Below are 26,612 nucleotides of genomic sequence, written 5' to 3' on the forward strand. Positions count from 1 at the left end.
AGTAGTATAACCCATGGCAAAGAAAACAGTAGCAAGTTTGCACGAAGGTTCAAAAGAAGGTCGTGCTTATACCAAGGTTATCAAAATGGTAAAATCTCCGAAAACTGGAGCATACGTTTTTGATGAGCAAATGGTTCCGAACGAAAAAGTACAAGACTTTTTCAAAAAATAATCGAAATAGCATATACGCTATAACTGCAAAATCCTCTCATTGGTAAACAATGAGGGGATTTTTTATTGCTTCTTTTTTTACTTTTCCAATCCTTTGTTATATCTTTGTAGCAAATGTATTATACAAACAAGTGTCAATATGGGATTTTTTAGTTTTTTTTCAAAGGAGAAGAAGGAAACTTTAGATAAAGGATTATCTAAAACCAAAGAGAGCGTATTCAGTAAGATTGCTCGTGCTGTGGCTGGTAAGTCAAAAGTAGACGATGAAGTATTAGATAATCTGGAAGAAGTACTGATCACATCTGACGTAGGTGTAGAAACAACTTTAAATATTATCAAACGCATCGAGAAACGCGCTGCGGCTGATAAGTATGTGAATACTCAAGAACTGAATCTTATATTACGTGACGAAATAGCAGCTTTGCTTACCGAAAACAACTCGGATGATGTAGCTGATTTTGACGTACCCATCACAAGGAAACCTTATGTAATTATGGTTGTGGGAGTGAATGGAGTAGGGAAGACTACAACTATCGGCAAGCTGGCTTATCAATTCAAAAAAGCAGGCAAATCGGTTTATTTGGGAGCAGCCGATACTTTCCGCGCTGCAGCCGTAGAACAGTTAATGATTTGGGGAGAACGGGTAGGGGTTCCTGTTGTTAAACAGAAAATGGGAGCGGACCCTGCATCTGTGGCTTATGACACTCTTAGTTCTGCCGTTGCCAACAACGCAGATGTGGTTATAATCGATACAGCCGGTCGCCTGCATAATAAGGTGGGCTTGATGAACGAGCTGACCAAAATCAAGAATGTGATGAAGAAGGTCGTGCCCGATGCACCGGATGAAGTTTTATTGGTATTGGACGGTTCCACCGGACAAAATGCATTCGAACAAGCCAAACAATTCACCCTGGCAACCGAAGTAACTGCCATGGCTATCACTAAACTTGACGGAACCGCTAAAGGTGGTGTCGTGATTGGTATTTCCGATCAATTCAAGATTCCTGTTAAATATATCGGGTTAGGTGAAGGTATGGAAGACCTGCAAGTATTCCGTAAAAATGAATTCGTTGATTCCTTGTTTGGAGAGAATGCATGAAAAGAAAGAGAATAGATATTATCACTTTAGGATGCTCTAAAAATTTGGTTGACTCCGAACAGTTAATGCGCCAACTGGAAGAAGTCGGATATAGCGTAACCCATGATACTGAAAATCCACAAGGAGAAATTGCAGTAATCAATACGTGTGGCTTTATTGGTGATGCCAAAGAGGAGTCCATAAATATGATTCTGGAGTTTGCTGAAAGAAAGGAAGAAGGGGATTTAAAGAAACTTTTCGTGATGGGTTGTCTTTCCGAACGTTATCTGAAGGAATTGGCTGTTGAGATACCGCAAGTAGATAAATTTTATGGCAAATTCAATTGGAAGGAGCTTTTACAAGATTTAGGAAAGGGCTATCATGATGAGTTATATATCGAACGGACATTGACAACTCCCCAACACTATGCTTACCTGAAAATTTCAGAAGGGTGTGACCGCAAATGTTCTTATTGTGCCATTCCCATTATTACAGGACGCCATATCTCCAAACCGATGGAGGAAATTTTGGACGAAGTACGATACCTGGTATCGCAAGGCGTGAAAGAATTTCAGGTGATCGCACAGGAATTGACTTATTATGGGATCGATCGGTATAAGAAGCAAATGCTTCCGGAACTGATTGAACGTATTTCCGATATCCCTGGCGTGGAATGGATTCGGTTGCATTATGCCTATCCGGCACATTTCCCTACGGATTTATTCCGAGTTATGCGTGAACGCGATAATGTATGTAAATATATGGATATTGCTCTTCAGCATATCAGTGACAATATGTTGCAATTAATGCGTCGGCAAGTGAGCAAAGAGGATACTTACCGACTGATTGAACAATTTCGTAAAGAAGTGCCAGGCATTCACCTGCGAACAACTTTAATGGTAGGGCATCCCGGAGAAACCGAGGAAGACTTCGAAGAGCTTAAAGAGTTTGTGCGCAAAGTACGTTTCGATCGGATGGGAGCTTTCGCATATTCCGAAGAAGAGGGAACTTATGCTGCAGAAACATACAAAGATTCTATTCCACAAGAGGTTAAACAAGCCAGACTTGATGAATTGATGGACATCCAGCAAGGTATCTCGGCAGAATTAAGTGCGGAAAAAATCGGTAAACAGATGAAAATTATCATCGACCGTTTGGAAGGAGATTATTATATTGGACGAACAGAATTTGATTCACCGGAAGTAGATCCGGAAGTGCTGGTTAAGCGTTCAGAGAGAGAACTTAAGATCGGACAGTTTTATCAGGTGGAAGTGACGAATGCAGACGATTTTGATTTATATGCAAAGATTATAAATGACTATGAATAATAAGGAATTTACATCCGAACTAGCGGAAAGATTGGGATACACAATCAAGGATACTTCCGAATTGATAGGTTCTTTGTTGTCCAGCATGACACAAGAATTGGAAGAAGGTAATGTGATTGCAGTTCAAGGATTCGGCTCTTTTGAAGTTAAAAAGAAAGCGGAACGAATTTCAATCAACCCGGCAAGTAAACAACGCATGTTGGTTCCACCCAAATTAGTGCTATCTTATAGACCTAGCAATACATTGAAAGATAAGTTTAAATAAATAATTTCCCGTTATGAATGAAAGACTAACAATTCAAGACCTTACTGACTTATTGGCAGCCAAACATAGCATGACCAAGAAAGACGCCGAAGCGTTTGTTAAAGAGTTTTTTCTCTTGATAGAACAAGCTTTGGAGAACGAAAAGACTGTAAAAATCAAAGGATTGGGAACTTTCAAACTTATTGATGTAGATAGCCGGGAAAGTGTCAATGTCAACACAGGAGAACGTTTCCAGATAAAGGGACATACAAAAGTCTCATTTTCTCCGGATGCCAATCTAAGAGATACAATAAATAAGCCTTTCGCGCACTTTGAGACTGTTGTATTGAATGAAAATACAATTTTGGAAGATACTCCGATAGAAGATACAGAGGAAGAAGAAGCAGGTGAGGAAGCATCAGCACAAACTGTATTGAATGAGATTGGTGAGAATACGCCCCCCCTTGTAACAGAGGAATATGAAAGCACTGATGATGAGCTTTCAGAAAAAAAGTTGATTCAGGAAGAGCAAATAACTGCTCAACCATCTGTGGAAGACTCCATTGAAGAACCTGTTATCGTTGAAAATGTATCTACAGTAGAAGAATCTATTGAGCCATCCTCTCATGTAGAACCTAAAAGGACCAGCACAGAAACTAATATTGAAGAGAAAGTCGAACAGCTGGAAGATGAAGAAGTCCCGGAAGAGGAAGTCGCAATGGTAGAACAACAACCAGCAGCACCTATAATAGAAGAAAAAGAGGAGATCACTGCCGAGAAAATTATAGAACAAGAGCTTATGAAAGCAAATCTGCAACCTGTGGCTCCTATAATACCTCCTGCTAAAAAAGAAACGATAAAACCGGTCAAATCAGAACATGTATCCCAACCGGCTTCTAAAAAAACAGCTCCAGTGAAGGAAAAATCTCCTGTACCTTATTTAATAGCTGTTATTGTAATCGTTTTGTTATTATGTGGAGGGGTTATCCTGTTTATTTATTACCCGGATTTATTTTCTTCTTCATCTGACAAGAATGCGCTGGATATGCCACCTGTGACAACTCAACCCGTTCAACCGGAAACACAACTTTCCGATACAATTGAACAGAAGGATACCATAAAGGAAATAACTCCTGATGTACCTAAAGTTGTTACGCCCACACCACCTGTTGCTCAAAAAGAAGAAACTGTTCCTGCCAAAGCAGAACCCCAGACAGCTCCACAGCAACCCGCTACATCTGCTTATTTGGATTCAGCATCTTATAAAATTACAGGAACCAAAACAAAATATACAATCAAAGAAGGAGAAACTTTAACTAGGGTTTCCTTGCGTTTTTATGGTACAAAAGCAATGTGGCCATACATTGTGAAGCACAATCCGAAGGTTATTAAGAACCCCAATAACGTACCATATGGCACAACAATTGAAATACCGGAACTTACAAAAGAATAAATAGCAATAATCCATTCACCCGATCATACAAATCCTGTATTGATCGGGTGAAATGTTATGGATGTACAAAAGCGTATGAAAGTACCTTAATCTAAAGATTTCGCATTGTTTTTTAATAAAAATTAGTTGCAATCGTTAATTATATGGCGTACTTTTGGAGGCAAAATAAGAAGCCTTACAACACACAGGAAAGGCTTACATAAAATAAAAGGGATTTAAATAATAAAATATTAAGTATTTATGGCTGAATCAATTGATATCCGCGAGCTAAATGAGCGGATTGAAAGACAAAGTGCTTTCGTTACCAATCTTACGACAGGGATGGACCAAATCATTGTTGGTCAGAAACATTTGGTTGAATCACTGCTTATCGGATTACTTTCCGATGGTCACGTTCTTTTGGAAGGTGTGCCTGGTTTGGCGAAAACTTTGGCTATTAAAACACTCGCTTCTCTGATTGATGCGAAGTATAGCCGTATCCAGTTTACGCCGGACTTATTGCCTGCCGACGTTATTGGTACAATGGTTTACAGTCAGAAAGATGAATCTTTTAAAGTGCAGCGAGGACCAATTTTCGCAAACTTTGTATTAGCTGATGAAATCAACCGTGCTCCTGCTAAAGTACAGAGTGCTTTGCTGGAAGCAATGCAGGAACGTCAGGTTACTATTGGTAAAGAAACATTCATATTACCGGAACCTTTCCTTGTACTGGCTACTCAGAACCCTATCGAACAAGAAGGTACTTACCCGCTTCCTGAAGCACAAGTTGACCGTTTTATGCTGAAAGTTGTCATTGATTATCCGAAGCTGGAAGAAGAAAAACTGATTATTCGCCAAAATATCAATGGTGAGAAGTTCAATGTGAAGCCTATTCTCAAAGCGGATGAAATTATTGAAGCACGTAAAGTTGTTCGTCAAGTGTATCTGGATGAGAAGATTGAACGTTATATTGTAGATATTGTATTTGCAACCCGTTTCCCTGAAAAGTATGATCTCAAGGAACTGAAAGATATGATCGGATTCGGAGGTTCACCTCGTGCATCTATCAATCTGGCTTTGGCTGCTCGTACGTATGCATTTATCAAACGTCGCGGTTACGTAATTCCGGAAGATGTACGTGCTGTAGCACATGATGTTCTCCGTCATCGTATTGGATTGACATACGAAGCTGAAGCTAATAATATGACTTCGGACGAAATCATCAGTAAGATTCTGAATAAGGTTGAAGTGCCCTAATTTGTAGTTATAATACAGTCAATAAGTAGTCATTAATATCTATACATGACTACTTAACTACTTACTACTTAACTACTGTATAAATGGAAACAAGTGAAATACTAAAAAAAGTTCGCCAAATTGAAATAAAGACACGAGGATTGTCTAACAATATCTTTGCAGGCCAATATCATTCGGCTTTCAAAGGTAGGGGTATGTTATTTTCGGAAGTCCGTGAGTATCAGTTCGGCGATGATATACGTGACATAGACTGGAATGTGACTGCGCGCTTCAATAAACCTTATGTGAAAGTGTTTGAAGAAGAACGTGAACTGACAGTTATGTTAATGGTCGATGTTTCCGGAAGTTTGGAATTTGGTACGATCAAGCAGTTGAAGAAAGATATGGTGACGGAAATCGCTGCCACGCTTGCTTTCTCTGCTATTCAGAACAATGATAAAATTGGTGTGATTTTCTTTTCAGACCGGATAGAAAAGTTTATTCCTCCCAAGAAAGGACGTAAACATATCTTATATATTATCCGCGAATTGATTGATTTTCAGCCGGAAAGCCGTCGTACAAATATTCGTCTTGCCTTAGAATATTTGACAAACGTGATGAAAAGACGTTGCACCGCATTTATCTTATCAGACTTTATTGATCAGGACAGCTTTAAGAATGCACTGACCATTGCTAACAGAAAACATGATGTAGTAGCATTACAAGTGTACGACAGGAGGGTTAGTGATCTTCCCCCAGTAGGACTGATGCGAATCAAAGATGCGGAAACTGGACATGAACAATGGATCGACACCTCTTCCAAAGCTGTACGCCGGGCACATCGTGACTGGTGGATACAAAAGCAGACTGAACTTAACGATACTTTCACTAAAAGTAACGTGGATGCTGTATCTGTCAGAACCGACCAGGATTACGTAAAGGCATTGTTGAATTTATTTGCCAAACGAAATTAATGGAATCAAAGATGAATAGAAATATTATTCTGATAGCATTATTAGCTCTATTGTCTGTAGGCAAAGCAGCAGCACAGTCTGTCACGGTAGAAGCAAAAATTGATTCATTGCAGATACTGATTGGCGAACAGGCGAAAGTGCAATTGCAAGTAGCCATGGATGCTAAACAGCGTGCTATTTTTCCTGCTTACACCGATACATTGGTAAGAGGTGTGGAAATTATAGAAACTGTCAAACCGGATACTCAATTCCTGAATGATCGCCAACGAATGTTGATTACTCAAGAATACATTATCACTTCTTTTGACTCTGCTCTATATTATCTACCACCAATGCCGGTTACCGTAGATGATAAAGTATATAAATCCAAAGCTCTGGCATTGAAAGTATATTCGATGCCGGTTGATACATTACATCCGGACCAGTTCTTTGGACAGAAACCTGTGATGAAAGCTCCTTTTGCGTGGGAAGACTGGTATGGATTGATTGCTTGTTCATTCCTGGCTTTACCTTTGCTTGGTTTACTGATCTATCTCATTATTCGTATACGTGATAATAAACCTATTATCCGTAAAATAAAAGTTGAACCTAAATTGCCGCCACATCAGGCTGCAATGAAAGAGATAGAACGTATCAAAACAGAGAAGATATGGCAAAAAGGACAATCGAAGGAGTATTATACCGAACTAACGGATACACTTCGCACCTATATTAAGAACCGTTTCGGATTTAACGCATTAGAAATGACCTCTTCTGAAATAATTGACCAGCTATTGGAGTTGAATGATAAAGAGGCTATATCAGACTTGAAGCTTTTGTTCCAGACCGCTGATTTAGTTAAGTTTGCCAAACATGATCCTCAGATGAATGAAAACGATGCTAATTTAATTAATGCCATCGATTTTATCAATGAGACAAAACAACCGGAAGAGGAAAACCAGAAACCGCAACCAACGGAAATCACTATCATTGAGAAACGTTCTTTACGTGTTAAAGCTATGCTGATTTGCGGAATTGCACTGTTATCAGCAGCACTGATTGGTACCTTTATATATATAGGTCTGCAGTTATACAATCTTTTTGTATAAAGAGTGTATAACTTAATACTAAATAGTAAACTGTTAAATCATAAATAAAATGGTTTTTGCCAATATTGAATATCTGTTTTTGCTATTATTGCTTATACCATATATTGTATGGTATATCCTGAAACAAAAGAAAAGTGAAGCAACCCTTCAAATTTCAGATGCTCGGGTATATGCACATACACCTAAAAGTTATAAGAACTATTTGTTGCATGTTCCATTTCTACTGCGCTGCATTGCTTTGGTGTTAGTTATCTTGGTTCTTGCACGCCCGCAAACTACTAACAAGTGGCAGAACAGTGAAATAGAAGGAATTGATATTATGCTGGCTATTGACGTTTCTACCAGTATGCTGGCTGAAGACTTAAAGCCAAACAGACTTGAAGCTGCCAAAGATGTAGCTGCTGAATTTATCAACGGACGCCCCAATGATAATATCGGTATTACATTATTTGCAGGAGAAACTTTCACTCAATGTCCGTTGACTGTAGATCATGCCGTATTGTTGGATATGATACATAATATTAAATGCGGCCTTATCACTGACGGTACTGCGGTTGGTATGGGTATTGCTAATGCTGTGACTCGCTTAAAAGATAGCAAAGCGAAATCTAAAGTTATTATCTTATTGACGGATGGTACTAATAATAAGGGAGATATTTCTCCAATGACAGCAGCAGAAATAGCTAAAAGTTTTGGTATTCGTGTATATACTATCGGGGTAGGTACTAATGGAATGGCCCCTTATCCTTATCCGGTGGGGAATACTGTACAATATGTAAGTATGCCGGTGGAAATTGATGAAAAGACATTGACAGAGATTGCCGGAACAACGGATGGTAACTATTTCCGGGCTACGAGCAACTCGAAACTAAAAGAAGTATATGAAGAAATTGATAAACTGGAAAAGACGAAACTGAACGTAAAAGAGTACAGTAAACGAGACGAAGAGTATCACTGGTTTGCCCTAGCTGCTTTCCTCTGTGTTTTGTTGGAAGTACTATTACGCAATTCGGTACTCAAAAAAATTCCATAAGAATGTTTGTCAATCGTTATTTGTCAATCATAAAATAGTAAGAAGATGTTTCGATTTGGAGAACCTACATATTTATACTTATTGCTGCTATTACCTTTTTTAGCAGCTTTCTACTTGTATTCCAACTACAAGAGAAGAAAGAATATCCGACGCTTCGGGGACCCGACTTTATTGGCTCAATTAATGCCTGATGTATCCAAATATCGTCCGGATGTAAAATTCTGGATTATTTTTGTTGCTATTGGCTTGTTCTCCGTATTATTAGCACGCCCCCAATTCGGTTCTAAGCTGGAAACGGTTAAGCGTAAAGGAGTAGAGGTAATTATAGCTTTGGATATTTCAAACTCTATGTTAGCTCAAGATGTACAACCTAGCCGTCTGGAAAAAGCAAAAAGACTAATTTCCAGATTAGTGGATGAACTTGACAATGATAAGGTAGGTATGATTGTATTTGCAGGTGACGCTTTTACTCAGCTACCAATTACAAGTGACTATATTTCCGCTAAGATGTTTTTAGAGTCCATCAATCCTTCGTTGATTTCTAAACAGGGTACAGCTATCGGGGAAGCAATCAATTTAGCAGCTCGTAGTTTCACTCCACAAGAAGGGGTAGGACGTGCTATTATTGTTATTACTGACGGTGAAAATCATGAGGGTGGTGCAGTGGAAGCCGCAAAAGCCGCTGCAGAAAAAGGTATTCAAGTAAGTGTATTGGGAGTAGGTATGCCTGATGGTGCCCCCATTCCGGTAGAAGGTACGAATGATTATCGTCGCGACCGGGAAGGTAATGTGATTGTTACCCGTTTGAATGAAGCTATGTGCCAGGGAATTGCTAAGGAAGGAAAAGGTATATATGTACGAGTAGACAACTCTAATTCAGCCCAAAGAGCTATTAATCAAGAAGTGAACAAAATGGCGAAGTCTGATGTAGAGTCGAAAGTATATACAGAGTTTAACGAACAATTCCAAGCTATTGCATGGGTTATTCTACTATTGTTATTGGCAGAAATCTTAATTTTGGACCGCAAAAATCCTTTATTTAAGAACATTCACCTGTTTTCTAATAAGAAATAGTTATACGTATGTTAAAAAGTAAATATATTCTATTCGCTGTATTTCTGCTAGCGACAGTCGGTGTCTCGGCTCAGAAAGCAGAACGCGACTATATCCGTAAGGGAAACCGCCTGTTTAATGATAGTGTATTTGTTGACGCAGAGGTAAACTACCGGAAAGCTCTGGAAGCAAATCCCAAGTCTACAGTATCTATGTACAATTTGGGAAATACTCTTTCGCAACAGCAAAAGTTTCAGGATGCCATGGAACAATACGTATCGGCCAGCAAAATTGAAAAGGATAAAATGAAGCTCGCCCATATCTACCACAATATGGGAGTACTTTTCCAAGCTGGTAAAGATTATGCAAAGGCTGTGGACGCCTATAAAATGTCACTGCGTAATAATCCTGCCGATCATGAAACCCGGTACAATTTGGCTCTTGCACAGAAAATGTTGAAAGATCAACAAAATCAGCAGAATCAAGACCAAAATCAGGATCAGAATAAAGATCAACAAAAGCAAGATCAAAAACAAGATCAGAATAAAGACAAGCAGAAAGATCAGAAACAAGATGAAAAGAAAGATCAGCAGCAACCACCGAAGTCAGAAAAAAAACAAGATAACCAGATGTCAAAGGAGAATGCTGAACAATTGCTGAATTCTGTAATGCAGGATGAAAAAGATGTGCAAGACAAAGTGAAAAAGCAACAAAAAGTTATGCAAGGTGGTCGCTTAGAAAAAGATTGGTAATATAAAGTTGATGATATAAATTTCATAAGCAATGAAAAAACTGATTATTATATTGATGGCATTGATAGCATATAGCACTCAGATGCTTGCTGATAAAGTGGCTTTTACTGCTTCTGCTCCTGACGCAGTGGTAGTAGGCGACCAGTTCAGGCTGTCGTATACTGTTACTACACAAAAAGTGAAAGATTTCCGGGCACCATCAATCAAAGGTTTTGATGTGTTGATGGGGCCAAGCCGTTCACAACAAAGTAATACTCAAATAGTAAATGGTAATGTTACGTCTACTAGTAGTATTACATTCACATATATATTAATGGCGAATAATGCCGGAGAATATACAATACCTGGAGCTTCAATTGTTGCTGATGGCGATCAAATGGTATCAAATTCAGTAAGGATTAAAGTATTGCCACAAGATCAAGGTGATAGCAATAGTAGCAGTAGCTCTTCTACACATTCCTCATCTGGTACAGGGGTCTCTAACCAAGACTTGTTTATTACAGCAAGTGCCAGTAAAACGAATGTGTACGAACAGGAAGCATTTGTCCTGACCTATAAAATATACACCAGAGAATCCAATTTACAACTGAATAATGCAAAGTTACCCGACTTTAAAGGCTTCCATTCTCAAGAAATCGAAATGACTACAAATGCGAGATGGACTCCGGAACATTATCAGGGACGTAATTACTATACGACAGTTTATCGTCAGTTCGTTCTCTTCCCGCAACAATCAGGAAAACTATATATTGATCCTGCTCAATTCCAGATGACAGTCGGTAAGCCTGTACAATCTGATGATCCTTTTGATGCTTTCTTCAATGGAGGAAGTAATGTCATTGAAATAAAAAAATCAATTTCCACCCCTAAAATAGCAATAAATGTAAATCCGCTTCCTGCAGGTAAACCGGCAGATTTCTCCGGTGGAGTGGGAGAGTTCAATATTTCTTCATCTATCAACAACAAGGAACTGAAAACCAATGATGCTATTACTATTAAATTAGTAATATCCGGTACAGGTAACCTGAAATTAATTTCTAATCCGGAAATTAAATTCCCAGATGATTTTGAAGTATACGATCCCAAAGTAGACAATCAAGTCAGATTAACCCGGGAAGGACTTACAGGTAATAAGGTTATCGAATATTTAGCAATTCCGAGACATGCTGGAACATATAAGATTCCAGGAGTATCTTTTAGTTATTTTGATATTCGCTCCAAATCTTATAAAACGCTGAAAACAGAAGAATATGTAATAAACGTTGAGAAAGGTGCGGGTAATGCAGATCAAGTAATTGCTAATTTCACTAATAAAGAGGATTTGAAAGTATTAGGTGAGGACATCCGTTACATCAAACAAAACGAAGTTACTCTCCAGCCTAAAGGAAGTTTCTTCTATGGTTCAATGACATATTGGCTATTCTATATCATTCCGGCTCTTGCCTTTATTATTTTCTTTATTATTTATCGTAAGCAAGCTGCTGAAAATGCGAACGTAGCTAAAATGCGTACGAAGAAAGCCAATAAAGTAGCAACAAAACGTATGAAGTTAGCTGGAAAATTACTCTCAGAAAATAAGAAAGATGCTTTCTATGATGAAGTTTTAAAGGCACTGTGGGGATATATAAGTGACAAACTGAATATTCCGGTATCTCGTTTATCTAAAGATAATATTGAAGAGAAGCTAAGAAATCATGGAGTAAATGAGGAACTAATCAAAGAATTCCTGAATGCATTGAATGACTGTGAATTTGCCCGGTTTGCTCCAGGTGATGAAAATCAAGCCATGGATAAAGTTTATTCTTCTTCAATAGAAGTAATAAGCAAAATGGAGAATTCGATAAAACATTAACCCAGAAGAGATTGTGTCATGAAAAAGATATTATTTTTTATATTATTATCAATGTCACTTACTTGTTTTGCACAAGATTCGTTAAACATTGATTCTAAACAAACCAATGGAGCTGATTCTATCCACGCTTCACACACCACATTTTCCAGTAACACACTGGAAGATGCCACAAAAGCTGAAGGCGATTCCGCATATATAAAAGAAGATTATGCAGCAGCTATTCAAATATATGAAGCATTATTAAAAAATGGAGAAGCTGCTGACGTTTATTACAATCTGGGAAATAGTTATTATAAAATAGGAGAGATAGCGAAAGCTGTTTTAAATTATGAGCGTGCCTTGTTATTGCAACCTGGAAATGGCGATATACGTGCTAATCTTGAAGTGGCACGCGCAAAGACAATAGACAAAGTTGAGCCTGTTCCTGAAGTGTTCTTTGTTTCATGGATCAAATCTCTGACAAATAGCATGAGTGTAGATGCATGGGCCACATGGGGTATTGTATCCTTTATTCTATTGATTATAGCTCTTTACTTTTTTATATTCTCTAAACAGATTGTGTTAAAGAAAGTAGGCTTCATATTAGGAATTGTTTTTCTGATTGTCACCATTTGCTCTAATCTTTTTGCTTCACAACAAAAAGAACATTTAGTCAATCGAAATGAAGCTATAGTAATGAACCCAAGTGTAACAGTTCGAAGTACTCCAAGCGAGAGTGGTACCAGTTTGTTTATTCTGCATGAAGGGAGAAAAGTAAACGTCAAGGACAACTCTATGAAAGAATGGAAAGAAATTCGGTTGGAAGATGGAAAAGTAGGATGGGTACCAGCTTCCGCTATTGAAGTAATATAAAGGTCATTAATAGATTTTATAAATTCAAGAAAAAAAGATAAGCAAATAATTTGTTTTATCTTTTTTTTTGCTTAAGTTTATAGCGTGATAAAAAAATCACATAGTATTAACCATTAAATTTATGAGACATGAGAACAATAACGTTTAATGAACTTCGTAAAATTAAAGATTCATTGCCTAGCGGTAGCATGCATAGAATAGCAGACGAACTTGGTTTGCACGTAGATACAGTGCGAAACTTTTTCGGAGGACACAATTTCAAGGAGGGAAAAAGTGTCGGAATACATCTTGAGCCCGGTCCAGATGGTGGGCTTGTAATGTTGGATGATACGACCGTTCTTGATCGGGCTTTAAAAATCCTAGATGAATTGAATATGAGTATGCAAAAAGAACAGGCTACCGAATCTGTGCAAGTTTAAAATATAACAAACTGAATCCCAATTGAATCAAACAATTGGGATTTCTTATTTGTTTTCACCTTATAAAATGTGCATTTATGGAAGACAAATTAGTAACCCTAGCCATTCTGACATACACCAAAGCGCAGATCTTAAAGAATGTCTTGGAAAATGAAGGTATAGAAACATACATTCACAACGTAAATCAAATACAACCGGTTGTTTCTTCGGGGGTGCGTTTACGCATAAAGGAAAGCGATCTGCCACGTGCTTTGAAAATAACAGAAAGTTCTACATGGCTGTCTGAAAGTATAGTGGGAGAGAAGGAGCCCAAAACAGAAAATAAGTCAAATAAGATTTTAATTCCCGTCGACTTCTCTAATTATTCGATGAAAGCGTGTGAATTTGCATTTAACCTAGCAAAAACAGAAAATGCTGAAGTCATTTTGTTGCACGTCTATTTTACGCCTATATATGCTTCATCATTACCATATGGAGATGTTTTCAATTACCAAATTGGAGATGAAGAATCCGTAAAAACGATTATTCAGAAAGTTCATTCTGACCTCAATGCCTTATCAGAAAAGATAAAAGAAAAAGTCACATCGGGTGATTTTCCCAATATTAAATATAGCTGTATCTTACGTGAAGGTATTCCAGAAGAAGAAATCTTAAGATATGCTAAGGAACAGCGTCCTATGGTTATCATCATGGGGACTCGGGGAAAGAATCAGAAAGATATCGATTTGATTGGCAGTGTAACTGCTGAAGTTATTGATAGAAGCCGCACAGCTGTACTGGCCATTCCCGAAAACACACCATTTAAACAGTTTAGTGAAGTAAAACGGATCGCCTTTATTACCAATTTTGATCAAAGAGATTTAATTGCTTTCGAAGCATTCTTTAATACTTGGAAATCATTCCATTTTTCTGTATCTTTAATACATCTTACTGATTCCAAAGATACCTGGAATGAAATAAAACTAGCAGGCATAAAAGAATATTTTCACAAGCAATATCCAGGGCTTGAAATTCATTATGATGTAATAATGAACGATAATTTGTTAAAAGGACTTGATCAGTATATCAAAGATAATCAAATAGATATAATCACTTTGACTTCTTACAAAAGGAATATATTTGCTCGGTTATTTAATCCAAGTATTGCTAGAAAAATGATTTTTCATTCTGATACACCATTACTTGTTATTAACAGCTGATCAGATCAAGCAAAAAATGGGCATTTATGATTGGTGAATAATCAATATTATGTTTAATTAAAAAGGGGCAATATAATAACATTGCTCTTTTTTAATTTACATCAATTAAAAAATGCATATTCCCTCAAATGTATTTTTTGATTATCTGGATTATAAAAAAAGAAGGTTACTATTTCTAGCAACCTTCCTCCCTTTTTCAAGACTTATAATTTTCCTGAAAACGATTACTTCATAAGCTTATCAATTTCTTCAAATTCAGGTCCCATATTCAAGTTATAGTAAACTCTATAAAGACCTTGTAACCATAAATCTTGTTGATCAGGTTTCAAAGCTCTAGCTTTTTCATAGAATGGTTTAGCTTCTTCGTAGAATTTCTTAACTACAGCCTGTGCTTCAGCATATTTAGGATCATTGATATCTGTTGTTGCTTTATCAGCATAATCCTGTGCTTTCATCAAATATACCAAACCCACATTTGAGTATGCTTCTGCATATTCCGGATCAGCCGCAATAGCTTTCTTGTAGTATTCAATTGCATTATCATATTCTTTCATATTATGATAAAGATATGCTTTTACATACAAATACAACTTATTATTCGGATCATTAGATAACATTCTATCAGCAAACTCCATAGCTTTTGAGGCTTGATTAGAGCTATTATAATAATCAACCAAATTAGCAAAGAAATAATCATTTCCAGGGAACTTTAGGATACCCTCTTCCAAAGATTTAATCCAAGCAACAGTATCACCTTTAGCTTTATAAGCATCAGCCATCAATTGCATTGCAAATTTACCTCCGTCCTTATCAGATAAAGCCATTGGGGCATACTTAATAATTGCATCTTTATCACCTACCCTATCAGCAGCCAATGTAGCATAATATGCAATTTGTGGGATAAGAGTATCATTCTTAGCCAATTCTTTATCAGCTAACATTGGGTAAGAAGCTGATTCAACATATGTTGCAAAGAATTTCAAGGCTTCTTTATTCTTATCCAAGTTAAAATACTGAATACCACCATTAATCAAATTAGGACGTTCAGCCAACATACTTGAAGCATTTGCTTTCCGGTATTTGTTTTTAACTTTCCCCTTTTCATTAGGTATTTCCGCTAATTCATCACACTTAGTATAGTACTCATACATTTTCAGAATGCTATTATACACTTTCAATGTATCATACGGTTTTTTCAAAAAAGCATTTTTCATTTGCTCTTCGTTGATACGTCTCTGAATAAATCCAGCAACGTCCCATGTGTCAGCAAGATCCTTCGTTTCAGGATTCTTCATAGCTTCTTTAATAAGCTGCTCAGCCTGCTTAAAATTAGGTTTTACGTCATTAGCCATACTCTTTGCTTCTTTCACATTTTTCATCTGTGCGAATGAGAAGCTAACAGCCATCAATAAAACCATCGAAAATAATACTCTTTTCATGATTGTTGTTTGATTAATTATTAATATTATGTCTATTCCTCGATTTCGTTGTTGCTTTCGTTTTCATTTACGTCTGCTGCATCATCAATATCAGGAGCATCAGCATTTGGATCACTCACAATTGTTCCTTCTGCTTCTTCTGCCGGAATTTCATCTTCAAGACTTTCTGTCATAACCTTACATACCGAACCAATCTGGTCGTTACGTTTTTCTAGATTTATCAGACGGACACCTTGAGTAGCACGACCCATAATACGAACATCAGCCACTTTCAAACGAATAGTGATACCAGACTTATTGATAATCATCAAGTCATTTTCATCGGTTACTGACTTGATTGTTACCAACTTACCTGTTTTTTCGGTAATATTCATGGTCTTCACACCCTTACCGCCACGGTTTGTCTTACGATAGTCTTCTATTTCAGAACGTTTACCATATCCTTGTTCGGAAACTACCATTACAGATTCTGTCTCCAAATCTTTGATACAAATCATTCCTACTACTTCATCCTGACCATCATTATCCAACGTAATGCCACGTACACCTGTTGCTGTACGTCCCATTACACGAACTGCTGCTTCATGGAAACGAATTGCACGTCCATTACGATTGGCAATGATGATTTCATTGTTTCCATTCGTCATACGAACTTCAATTACGCTATCATCTTCGCGGATAGTTATAGCATTTACACCATTCTGACGAGGACGAGAATACTGTTCAAGTAATGTCTTCTTTATTACACCTTTCTTAGTACAGAACAATACATAATGGCTATTAATAAACTCAGAATCTTCCAAACTCTTCACACGCAAGTATGCAGTTACATTATCGTCCGAGTCAATATTCAACAAATTCTGAATAGCACGTCCCTTAGAATTCTTCGTTCCCTCAGGTATTTCATATACTTTCAGCCAATAGCACTTGCCTTTTTGTGTAAAGAACATCATCGTATTGTGCATGGTAGCAGGATAAATATGTTCTACAAAGTCTTCATCACGGGTCTCCGTACCTTTCGAACCTACACCACCACGATTTTGTGCACGGAATTCAGTCAACGGAGTACGTTTGATATAACCCATATGAGAAATTGTAATAATCATCTGATCATCTGCATAGAAGTCTTCCGGATTGAACTCTTCTGAAGAATAAACGATTTCAGAACGACGTTCATCTCCATATTTCGTTTTAACTTCCAACAATTCATCTTTCATTACCTGACGGCATACTTCATCATCAGCCAAAATACTTTCCAAATAAGCTATCTGCTTCATTATTTCTTCGTATTCCGCATGAAGCTGATCCTGCATCAGACCTGTCAATTGACGCAAACGCATTTCTACTATTGCGCGAGACTGAATTTCTGTCAGGTTGAATCGCTCAATCAAGCCTGCTATAGCGTCATTAGGAGTTTTTGCTGCACGAATGATACGAATTACTTCATCAATATTATCCGAAGCGATAATCAAACCTTCAAGAATGTGCGCGCGTTCTTTCGCTTTACGAAGATCGAACTGAGTACGACGAATAACAACTTCGTGTCTATGTTCGATGAAATATTTAATTAAATCTCTCAGATTCAACGTTTTTGGACGTCCATGAACCAAAGCAACATTATTTACGCCAAAAGATGTCTGCAAAGCTGTCATTTTATAGAGTTTGTTCAACACTACACTTGCATTTGCATCACGTTTGATGTCAATAACAATGCGCATACCGTCACGGTCAGACTCATCGTTGGCATTTGAGATACCTTCTATTTTCTTATCATTTACAAGATCAGCTATATACTTAATCAACTCGGCCTTATTTACATTATAAGGGATCTCGGTTATTACGATCTTATCATGTGTCTGTCCGCTTTCGATTTCGGCTTTCGCACGCATAATTACACGTCCTCGTCCAGTCAAATATGCCTCGCGTACACCACTCACACCATATATAAACCCACCAGTAGGAAAATCTGGTGCTTTGACAAATTCCATCAGTTCCTCTACTGTAATTTCCGGATTATCAATATATGCTTCACATGCTTCAATTACTTCCGAAAGATTATGAGGAGGCATATTGGTAGCCATACCTACAGCGATACCGGATGCTCCGTTCACCAGAAGATTTGGGATGCGTGTCGGCATAACTTTAGGTTCTACCAGCGTATTATCAAAGTTAGGCTCAAAATCGACGGTTTCCTTATACAGGTCATCCATCATTGCTTCACCCAACTTATTAAGACGAGCTTCTGTATAACGCATAGCAGCAGGGCTATCACCGTCTACAGAACCAAAGTTCCCCTGTCCATCTACCAAAGGATAACGCATTGCCCATTCCTGAGCCATACGCACCATTGCAAAATAAACAGAAGAATCTCCATGAGGATGGTACTTACCGAGTACCTCACCCACGATTCTGGCTGATTTCTTATAAGGTTTGTCTGAAGTATTGCCCAATTCCATCATTCCGTATAAAATTCTACGGTGAACAGGCTTAAATCCATCTCTAACATCCGGAAGGGCACGTGAAACGATGACCGACATGGAGTAGTCAATGTACGATGACTTCATTTCCTCCTCGATGTTAATCTTTATAATTCTGTCTTGTTCAAGCATTTAAAATGATTATTAATTATACATTCTACGGTTTGTGAAAAACCACGCTAAAGTACTACTTTTCCCCGATATACGAAAGTTTTTAGAAAGAAAGTTTTAGCATGACCGGGACGACAATTCATTAAACTTTAAAATTCGAAAATAAAAAGATAAAAACGATAAATATAATATGGAAAGATAGATAACATTGGTAAAAAAGAGCTGGATATTTGTTATACCTTATATATATAATGCAAATACACCGTTTTTATGGCACGCCATTTGTAGATATAAGAAATAAAGCAAATATTGCAATACAAACTTGATTAATGCGTATATTTGCCAGTGAATAACCCTTAGAAGAAAAGGAAAAGTATGAATAATCAATTCTCACAAAGAGTTTCCGACATTATCGTCTATAGTAAGGAAGAAGCGAATCGGTTGAGAAGTAGGTATATAGGCCCTGAGCACCTGCTTCTGGGAATCCTTCGTGACGGTGAAGGAAAAGCTATCGAGATATTGTCTAAACTCAACACCAATCTAGCTGCAATAAAGCAACAGATTGAAGCTCAACTGAAGGCAGAAGCTGATGATATGTTATTGCCTGATGCAGAGGTACCGTTATCTAATGATGCGGCAAAGATATTAAAAATGTGTATTTTAGAAGCTCGTGGAATGAAAAGTAACATCGCTGATACAGAACATGTATTATTGGCTATTTTAAGAGAAAAAAACAATATGGCAGCTTCCGTACTTGAAGCAAACGATATAAATTATGTGAAAGTACTGGAGCAAGCTACATTGCAGCCAGATATAAACTCTGGTATGGGCTTTACGGAAGACGATGATGATGACGAAGAAATGTCCTCTCCCCGTTCCGGCAGAGGTGGTTCGGACGAACGCCAACAAGCACAAACCGCTTCAAAGAAGCCGTCTAATGACACACCGGTACTTGACAATTTCGGTACTGACATGACAAAAGCGGCAGAAGAAGGACGCCTGGATCCCGTTGTCGGCAGAGAGAGAGAAATCGAACGTTTAGCGCAGATCTTAAGCCGCCGCAAAAAGAACAATCCGATTTTGATTGGTGAGCCTGGTGTAGGAAAATCAGCGATTGTTGAAGGTCTTGCATTAAGAATCATTCAGAAAAAGGTTTCGCGGATTCTGTTTGATAAACGAGTGGTTGCTCTTGATATGACTGCTGTTGTAGCAGGAACCAAATATCGTGGACAATTTGAAGAACGTATTCGTTCCATTCTCAATGAATTACAGAAAAATCCGAATGTAATATTATTCATTGATGAAATCCACACGATTGTAGGCGCAGGCTCTGCGGCAGGTTCTATGGATGCTGCCAATATGCTAAAACCGGCATTGGCAAGAGGAGAAATACAATGTATCGGTGCTACCACTCTTGATGAATATCGTAAGAACATTGAGAAAGATGGCGCTTTGGAACGTCGTTTCCAAAAAGTAATAGTAGAACCGACTACCGCTGCCGAAACTTTGCAGATTTTGCGTAATATCAAGGATAAATATGAAGATCACCACAATGTGTATTATACGGATGAAGCATTGGAAGCATGTGTCAAGCTGACAGACCGCTATATCACAGATCGTAATTTCCCTGATAAAGCTATTGACGCTTTAGACGAAGCCGGTTCACGTGTACATCTTACCAATGTCAATGTGCCCAAAGAGATAGAAGAACAAGAAAAACTGATCGAAGAAGCCAAAAGCAAGAAAAACGAAGCTGTGAAATCGCAGAATTTCGAACTTGCAGCCAGCTTCCGTGATAAAGAAAAAGAGCTTTCTGTCCAATTGGATGAGATGAAAAAAGAATGGGAAGCCAATCTGAAAGAAAACAGGCAAACTGTTGATGCAGAAGAAATTGCCAATGTCATCTCAATGATGTCAGGCATTCCGGTACAACGGATGGCACAGGCTGAAGGTGTCAAGCTCGCAGGTATGAAAGAAGATTTGCAGGCTAAAGTCATCGCACAAGATACAGCAATAGAAAAACTGGTTAAAGCTATTTTGCGAAGCCGTGTAGGGCTAAAAGATCCTAATAAGCCAATTGGCACATTTATGTTCTTAGGCCCGACAGGAGTTGGTAAAACTCACTTAGCAAAAGAGTTAGCCAAATATATGTTTGGTTCTGCTGATGCACTGATTCGTATAGATATGAGTGAATATATGGAAAAGTTCACTGTTTCACGCCTGGTTGGAGCACCTCCGGGATACGTAGGATATGAAGAAGGTGGTCAGCTGACAGAAAAAGTGCGCCGTAAACCATACTCGATTGTATTGCTTGATGAGATAGAAAAAGCACATCCGGATGTGTTCAACATCTTGCTTCAGGTTATGGATGAAGGTCGTCTGACTGACAGTTATGGCAGAATGGTAGATTTCAAAAATACTGTTATTATCATGACTTCCAATATAGGAACCCGTCAGCTGAAAGAATTTGGACGTGGCGTTGGTTTTGCGACACAAAGCCGCCTGGATGATAAGGAATTCTCGCGAAGCGTAATACAAAAAGCTCTAAACAAATCATTCGCGCCCGAATTCATCAATCGTGTAGATGAGATAATCACGTTTGACCAGCTTTCTCTGGAAGCAATAACAAAGATTATAGACATAGAGCTGAAAGGATTGTATGATAGAATAGAATCTATTGGTTACAAGCTTGTTATTGAAGATAAGGCGAAAGAATTTATCGCCGGCAAAGGATATGACGTACAATATGGCGCCCGTCCTTTGAAGCGAGCAATTCAAACTTATCTGGAGGATGGCTTATCCGAGCTCATCATTTCCTCCTCTTTGAAGGAGGGAGATACTATTCAGGTATCTCTCAATGAAGAAAAAGGTGAATTGGAGATGAAAGTTGTCACTCCGGAATAATATTATTTCCTGAATAAGAAAATAAAATAATATGCCATAATGTCAGACCTTCGGGTCTGGCATTTTTTTTGTCTCTATCTGAACAAACATCAATTAAAATTAATCAATAGATAAACTAAAAAATATACGTATTATGCAAAAAGGTAATATTGGGGTTACAACAGAGAACATTTTCCCTATCATTAAAAAGTTTTTGTACAGTGACCATGAGATTTTTCTGCGCGAGTTAGTATCCAATGCAGTAGACGCCACTCAAAAGCTGAATACGCTTGCTTCTATTGGCGAATTTAAGGGTGAACTGGGTGATTTAACCGTTCACGTTGAATTGGGCAAAGATACCATTACTATTTCTGACCGTGGTATCGGTTTGACTGCAGAGGAAATTGAAAAGTACATCAATCAAATAGCTTTTTCAGGAGCTAACGACTTCCTGGAGAAATACAAGAATGACGCAAATGCCATTATCGGACATTTCGGACTTGGCTTCTACTCTGCTTTTATGGTTGCAAAGAAAGTGGAAATTATCACTAAATCATACAGAGACGGTGCACAAGCCGTAAAATGGACTTGTGATGGCAGCCCTGAATTCACTATTGAAGAAATAGAAAAAGCCGATCGTGGATCAGACATCATCTTATACATTGATGATGACTGCAAAGAATTTCTCGAAGAAGCACGTATTTCCGAGCTTCTGAAGAAATATTGCAGCTTCCTTCCTGTTCCCATTGCATTTGGGAAAAAGAAAGAATGGAAAGACGGCAAACAAGTAGAAACAGCCGAAGATAATATAATCAATGATACCACTCCTTTGTGGACACGTAAACCTAGCGAACTTTCGGATGAAGATTACAAATCATTCTATAGTAAGCTATATCCAATGTCTGATGAACCACTATTCTGGATTCACCTGAATGTTGATTATCCATTCCATTTGACCGGTATCCTCTATTTCCCGAAGGTAAAGAGCAATATTGAATTAAATAAGAATAAGATTCAGTTATATTGCAACCAGGTATATGTTACAGACTCGGTTGAAGGTATTGTGCCGGACTTCCTGACTTTGTTACATGGCGTAATCGATTCTCCGGATATTCCGTTGAACGTTTCCCGTTCGTATTTGCAAAGCGACTCGAACGTGAAGAAGATTTCAACTTATATCACAAAGAAGGTTTCCGACCGTTTGCAGTCTATATTCAAGAATGACCGCAAGCAGTTTGAAGAAAAGTGGAATGATTTAAAAATATTTATCAATTATGGAATGCTCACACAAGAGGATTTCTATGATAAAGCGCAAAAATTTGCCCTTTTCACCGATACAAATGACAATCATTATACATTTGAAGAGTATCAGACCCTTATTAAAGATAATCAGACAGATAAAGATGGAAACCTAATCTATCTGTATGCAAATAACAAGGATGAGCAATATAGTTATATTGAAGCTGCCACCAACAAAGGATACAATGTTCTGCTCATGGATGGCCAGTTGGATGTAGCTATGGTGAGCATGCTGGAACAAAAACTTGAAAAATCCCGTTTCACTCGTGTAGACAGCGATGTCGTTGACAATCTTATTGTAAAAGAAGATAAGAAAGGTGAAACGTTGGAAGCCAATAAACAGGATGCAATCACAACAGCCTTCAAGAGTCAATTGCCTAAAATGGATAAAGTTGAATTCAATGTCATGACACAGGCATTAGGAGAAAATTCAGCTCCAGTCATGATTACTCAAAGCGAATATATGCGTCGTATGAAGGAAATGGCGAATATTCAGGCCGGAATGAGTTTCTATGGTGAAATGCCTGATATGTTTAATCTAATTCTGAATTCAGACCATAAGTTGATAAAACAGGTATTGAATGAAGAAGAAAGCGCTTGCCAGGCAGAAGTAGCTCCGATACTTTCTGAAATGGACAATGTCAACAAACAACGCAATGAGTTGAAAGACAAGCAAAAGGATAAAAAAGAAGAAGAAATCCCCACATCAGAAAAAGATGAACTAAACAATCTGGATAAGAAGTGGGATGATCTGAAAAGTAAGAAAGAAGCTATCTTTATCGGCTGCGCAAGCAATAATAAAGTTATCCGCCAGCTGATCGATTTGGCCTTATTGCAAAACAATATGCTAAGAGGTGAAGCTTTGAATAACTTCGTAAAACGTAGCATAGAATTGATTTAATATCGCCCCTTTAAACATTACACATACTTCAAGCAAGAGCATTCAACGTTAAATACACGTTGTAATGCTCTTTTTCAATTTAAAACGATCGGTAAAATATCGATTAATTGAAAAGTATTGTATATATTTGAACACTTAATAGACAAAAAATTCAATTGTTTGATTTGGGTTATGAGAAAGATTTTTTTAGTGTTAATTACTTTATGGCTGATTATTCCGGCTATCCATGCCCAAAAAGTAGGACTTGTATTAAGCGGTGGTGGCGCCAAAGGGATGACACACATCGGTATCATTCGCGCTTTGGAAGAAAACAGCATTCCTATTGATTACATTGCAGGCACTTCTATGGGAGCCATTATCGGTTCTTTATATGCCATGGGATACTCTCCTGACGACATGGTAGAACTTCTCAAGTCGGAAGACTTTAAACGATGGTATTCCGGAGAAGTGGAAGAGAAATATGTATATCACTTCAAAAAGAATCTTCCCACTCCCGAATTCTTCAATATTCGTTTTTCATTCAAGGATTCATTGAAAAGTTTGAAACCTCAATTCCTGCCTACCAGTGTTGTCAATCCGATTCAGATGAATCTCGTTTTTGTAGACCTATATGCACGTGCCACAGCCGCTTGTAAGGGAGATTTTGATAAACTTTTTGTTCCTTTCCGTTGCATTGCGTCCGATGTATACAACAAGAAACAATTAGTCATGAAGGAAGGAGATTTAGGAGATGCCGTCAGAGCTTCCATGAGTTTCCCATTCATGTTTAAGCCTATTGAAATAGACAATGTATTAGCCTATGACGGAGGTATTTATAATAACTTCCCTACAGATGTCATGAGAGATGATTTTCATCCGGATGTCATCATAGGAAGCGTCGTGTCAACCAATCCCACTAAACCCAAAGAAAATGATCTCATGAGTCAAATTGAGAATATGGTGATGCAGAAAACCGACTATTCCATTCCGGACTCCATGGGGATTTTAATGACGTTCAAATATGACAATGTTAATCTAATGGATTTTCAACGCATTGACGAATTACACGATATAGGATATAATCGAACCATCAGCATGATGGATTCAATCAAAAGTCGTATTCATCGGCGTGTAAATCTGGACAATATACGTTTAAGAAGAATGGTATACCGGAGTAATTTTCCGGAGCTACGCTTTAAAAATATCATCATCGACGGAGCTAATCCACAACAACAAGTATATATTAAAAGAGAATTTCATAAATCAGATACCAAAGAATTCACTTATGAGGATTTAAAACAAGGTTATTTCCGATTGTTATCTGATAAAATGATTTCCGAAATTATACCGCATGCAATTTATAATCCGGAAGACGACACCTACGATCTACATTTAAAGGTGAAATTAGAAAATAATTTTGCTGTGCGGTTGGGAGGAAATATATCCACTTCCAATTCCAATCAGATCTATCTGGGGCTTAGCTATCAGGATTTAAACTACTATGCCAAAGAGTTTATCCTTGACGGGCAACTCGGAAAAGTATATAATAACGTGCAGTTTATGGCAAAAATTGACTTTGCCACTGCCATTCCTACCTCATACCGTCTTATAGGTTCAATCAGTACTTTCGACTATTTCAAGAAAGACAAACTTTTTTCGCGAAATAACAAACCTGCCTTCAATCAGAAAGACGAACGTTTCTTAAAATTGCAGGTCGGCTTACCTTTCCTTTCGAGCAAGCGAGCAGAGTTTGGGGTCGGAATTGCGAAAATAGAAGATAAATATTTTCAGAAAAGCGTCATTGACTTTGGAAATGACAAATTTGACAAAAGTCGCTATGATTTATTCGGTGGATCAATCAGCTTTAATGGAAGTACCCTAAATTCTAAACAATACCCCACACGTGGATACAGAGAAGCTCTTGTTGCCCAGATCTTCGTTGGAAAAGAGCGATTCTACCCAGGCGAAGGAAGTACCACCAACAACAATAATAAAGACCATCACTCATGGTTGCAATTATCATACATGAAAGAGAAATATCATAATATGAGTGAACATTGGGTTTTAGGATGGTATTTGAAGGCATTATATGCCTCTAAAAACTTCTCCGAAAACTATACGGCCACAATGATGCAGGCTGGAGAGTTTTCGCCCACGCTACACAGTAAATTGACCTACAACGAAGCCTTTCGTGCCAATCAATTTGTGGGAGCCGGTATTCGGCCTATTTACCGTTTAAACCAAATGTTCCATCTTCGGGGAGAATTTTATGGCTTTATGCCCATTTATCCAATCGAAAAAAACTCGTTGAATAAAGCATATTATGGAAAAGCTTTCTCCAAGTTTGAATATTTAGGAGAAATTTCTGTTGTATGTCAATTACCTTTTGGAGACATCTCTGCATATGTAAATCATTATAGCTCACCGAAAAGGGAGTGGAATGTCGGACTAAGTATAGGTTGGCAACTATTCAATTATCGGTTCATAGAATAATTTTCTACAAAAAAAGTCGTTGAAAAGCTTGCTAGTTCGGGAAAAGTCCGTATCTTTGCACCCGTTAAAACGAAATAATGGTCGCGTAGCTCAACTGAATAGAGTAGCTGACTACGGATCAGCCGGTTACAGGTTTGAATCCTGTCGCGATCACTTTTTTGAATTAACAAAATGGCCGCGTAGCTCAACTGAATAGAGTAGCTGACTACGGATCAGCCGGTTACAGGTTTGAATCCTGTCGCGGTCACTGAAAACTTACAAATTATAGGGTCGCGTAGCTCAACTGAATAGAGTAGCTGACTACGGATCAGCCGGTTAC

At 37.9% G+C, this 26,612-nt stretch carries 20 protein-coding genes and 2 tRNA genes; 20 read left to right on the forward strand and 2 right to left on the reverse strand.

Translation table 11 applies throughout. The annotated features are described in order from the left end of the window. Positions 1–13: 13 nt before the first annotated feature. The 15 genes from HMPREF0106_RS26455 to HMPREF0106_RS01695 all read left to right on the forward strand — a co-directional run bounded on the left by HMPREF0106_RS26455 (position 14) and on the right by HMPREF0106_RS01695 (position 14,711). Complete coding sequence (locus tag HMPREF0106_RS26455; RefSeq protein WP_004295982.1) at positions 14–172, forward strand: DUF4295 domain-containing protein; 159 nt, start codon at positions 14–16, stop codon at positions 170–172. A 138-nt stretch (positions 173–310) separates the two neighbouring features. Then, positions 311–1,270, forward strand: a complete 960-nt coding sequence (gene ftsY / locus HMPREF0106_RS01760) for a signal recognition particle-docking protein FtsY (protein ID WP_009041129.1) — start codon at positions 311–313, stop codon at positions 1,268–1,270. Then, a complete protein-coding gene (rimO, locus tag HMPREF0106_RS01755; protein ID WP_009041130.1) occupies positions 1,267–2,577 on the forward strand; it encodes a 30S ribosomal protein S12 methylthiotransferase RimO in 1,311 nt (436 codons plus the stop codon). Before ftsY ends, rimO begins: the two co-directional genes overlap by 4 nt. Beyond that, positions 2,570–2,842: an HU family DNA-binding protein gene (locus tag HMPREF0106_RS01750; protein WP_004314362.1), complete on the forward strand. Its 273-nt coding sequence runs from the start codon at positions 2,570–2,572 to the stop codon at positions 2,840–2,842. Before rimO ends, HMPREF0106_RS01750 begins: the two co-directional genes overlap by 8 nt. Positions 2,843–2,855: 13 nt before the next feature. Further along, positions 2,856–4,274 carry an HU family DNA-binding protein gene (locus HMPREF0106_RS01745; RefSeq protein ID WP_009041131.1) on the forward strand — a complete coding sequence of 473 codons (1,419 nt, stop codon included), beginning with the start codon at positions 2,856–2,858 and terminating at the stop codon, positions 4,272–4,274. 240 nt (positions 4,275–4,514) lie between these two features. Then, positions 4,515–5,510, forward strand: coding sequence for an AAA family ATPase (locus HMPREF0106_RS01740; RefSeq protein WP_004314364.1), 996 nt, complete (start codon positions 4,515–4,517; stop codon positions 5,508–5,510). Positions 5,511–5,593: 83 nt separating this feature from the next. Continuing rightward, a complete protein-coding gene (locus tag HMPREF0106_RS01735; protein WP_009041132.1) occupies positions 5,594–6,463 on the forward strand; it encodes a DUF58 domain-containing protein in 870 nt (289 codons plus the stop codon). Continuing rightward, positions 6,463–7,551 (forward strand): death-on-curing family protein, encoded by a 1,089-nt coding sequence (locus HMPREF0106_RS01730; RefSeq protein WP_004314366.1) that lies wholly within the window; start codon positions 6,463–6,465, stop codon positions 7,549–7,551. The genes HMPREF0106_RS01735 and HMPREF0106_RS01730 overlap by 1 nt, the downstream gene beginning before the upstream one ends. A gap of 49 nt (positions 7,552–7,600) precedes the next feature. After that, entirely contained in the window at positions 7,601–8,584 is a 984-nt protein-coding gene (locus HMPREF0106_RS01725; RefSeq protein ID WP_004314367.1) for a vWA domain-containing protein, read from the forward strand. A 45-nt stretch (positions 8,585–8,629) separates the two neighbouring features. Continuing rightward, entirely contained in the window at positions 8,630–9,658 is a 1,029-nt protein-coding gene (locus HMPREF0106_RS01720; protein ID WP_009041133.1) for a VWA domain-containing protein, read from the forward strand. 8 nt (positions 9,659–9,666) lie between these two features. Then, positions 9,667–10,389: a tetratricopeptide repeat protein gene (locus tag HMPREF0106_RS01715; RefSeq protein WP_008640249.1), complete on the forward strand. Its 723-nt coding sequence runs from the start codon at positions 9,667–9,669 to the stop codon at positions 10,387–10,389. Positions 10,390–10,420: 31 nt separating this feature from the next. Then, positions 10,421–12,241: a BatD family protein gene (locus HMPREF0106_RS01710; RefSeq protein WP_009041134.1), complete on the forward strand. Its 1,821-nt coding sequence runs from the start codon at positions 10,421–10,423 to the stop codon at positions 12,239–12,241. Positions 12,242–12,259: 18 nt separating this feature from the next. Beyond that, entirely contained in the window at positions 12,260–13,093 is an 834-nt protein-coding gene (locus HMPREF0106_RS01705; protein ID WP_004314372.1) for a tetratricopeptide repeat protein, read from the forward strand. Between the two features lie 128 nt (positions 13,094–13,221). After that, on the forward strand, positions 13,222–13,512 hold the full coding sequence (locus HMPREF0106_RS01700; protein ID WP_004295969.1) for a hypothetical protein: 291 nt from the start codon (positions 13,222–13,224) through the stop codon (positions 13,510–13,512). 77 nt (positions 13,513–13,589) lie between these two features. Continuing rightward, positions 13,590–14,711 (forward strand): universal stress protein, encoded by a 1,122-nt coding sequence (locus tag HMPREF0106_RS01695; RefSeq protein ID WP_009041135.1) that lies wholly within the window; start codon positions 13,590–13,592, stop codon positions 14,709–14,711. Between the two features lie 224 nt (positions 14,712–14,935). On the opposite strand, the gene HMPREF0106_RS01690 is transcribed toward HMPREF0106_RS01695, so the two are convergent. Both HMPREF0106_RS01690 and gyrA read right to left on the reverse strand, forming a co-directional pair. Beyond that, entirely contained in the window at positions 14,936–16,150 is a 1,215-nt protein-coding gene (locus tag HMPREF0106_RS01690; protein ID WP_004314509.1) for a tetratricopeptide repeat protein, read from the reverse strand. 32 nt (positions 16,151–16,182) lie between these two features. Then, entirely contained in the window at positions 16,183–18,759 is a 2,577-nt protein-coding gene (gene gyrA, locus HMPREF0106_RS01685; RefSeq protein WP_004314508.1) for a DNA gyrase subunit A, read from the reverse strand. Between the two features lie 354 nt (positions 18,760–19,113). Here gyrA and HMPREF0106_RS01680 point away from each other — a divergent pair, with 354 nt between their 5' ends. The 5 genes from HMPREF0106_RS01680 (at position 19,114) to HMPREF0106_RS01660 (ending at position 26,540) form a co-directional block, all read left to right on the forward strand. Then, a complete protein-coding gene (locus tag HMPREF0106_RS01680; protein ID WP_009041136.1) occupies positions 19,114–21,642 on the forward strand; it encodes an ATP-dependent Clp protease ATP-binding subunit in 2,529 nt (842 codons plus the stop codon). Between the two features lie 133 nt (positions 21,643–21,775). Then, positions 21,776–23,821, forward strand: coding sequence for a molecular chaperone HtpG (gene htpG, locus HMPREF0106_RS01675; RefSeq protein ID WP_009041137.1), 2,046 nt, complete (start codon positions 21,776–21,778; stop codon positions 23,819–23,821). 171 nt (positions 23,822–23,992) lie between these two features. Beyond that, the gene (locus tag HMPREF0106_RS01670) at positions 23,993–26,293 is read left to right on the forward strand and encodes a patatin-like phospholipase family protein (RefSeq protein WP_008640243.1); all 2,301 of its coding nucleotides are present in this window, start codon (positions 23,993–23,995) and stop codon (positions 26,291–26,293) included. A gap of 79 nt (positions 26,294–26,372) precedes the next feature. Then, positions 26,373–26,446 (forward strand) — tRNA-Arg (locus tag HMPREF0106_RS01665). A gap of 20 nt (positions 26,447–26,466) precedes the next feature. Next, a tRNA-Arg gene (locus tag HMPREF0106_RS01660) sits at positions 26,467–26,540 on the forward strand. The last annotated feature ends 72 nt before the right edge of the window (positions 26,541–26,612 follow it).

The organism is Bacteroides sp. D22, assembly GCF_000163675.1.
Lineage (GTDB): Bacteria > Bacteroidota > Bacteroidia > Bacteroidales > Bacteroidaceae > Bacteroides > Bacteroides xylanisolvens.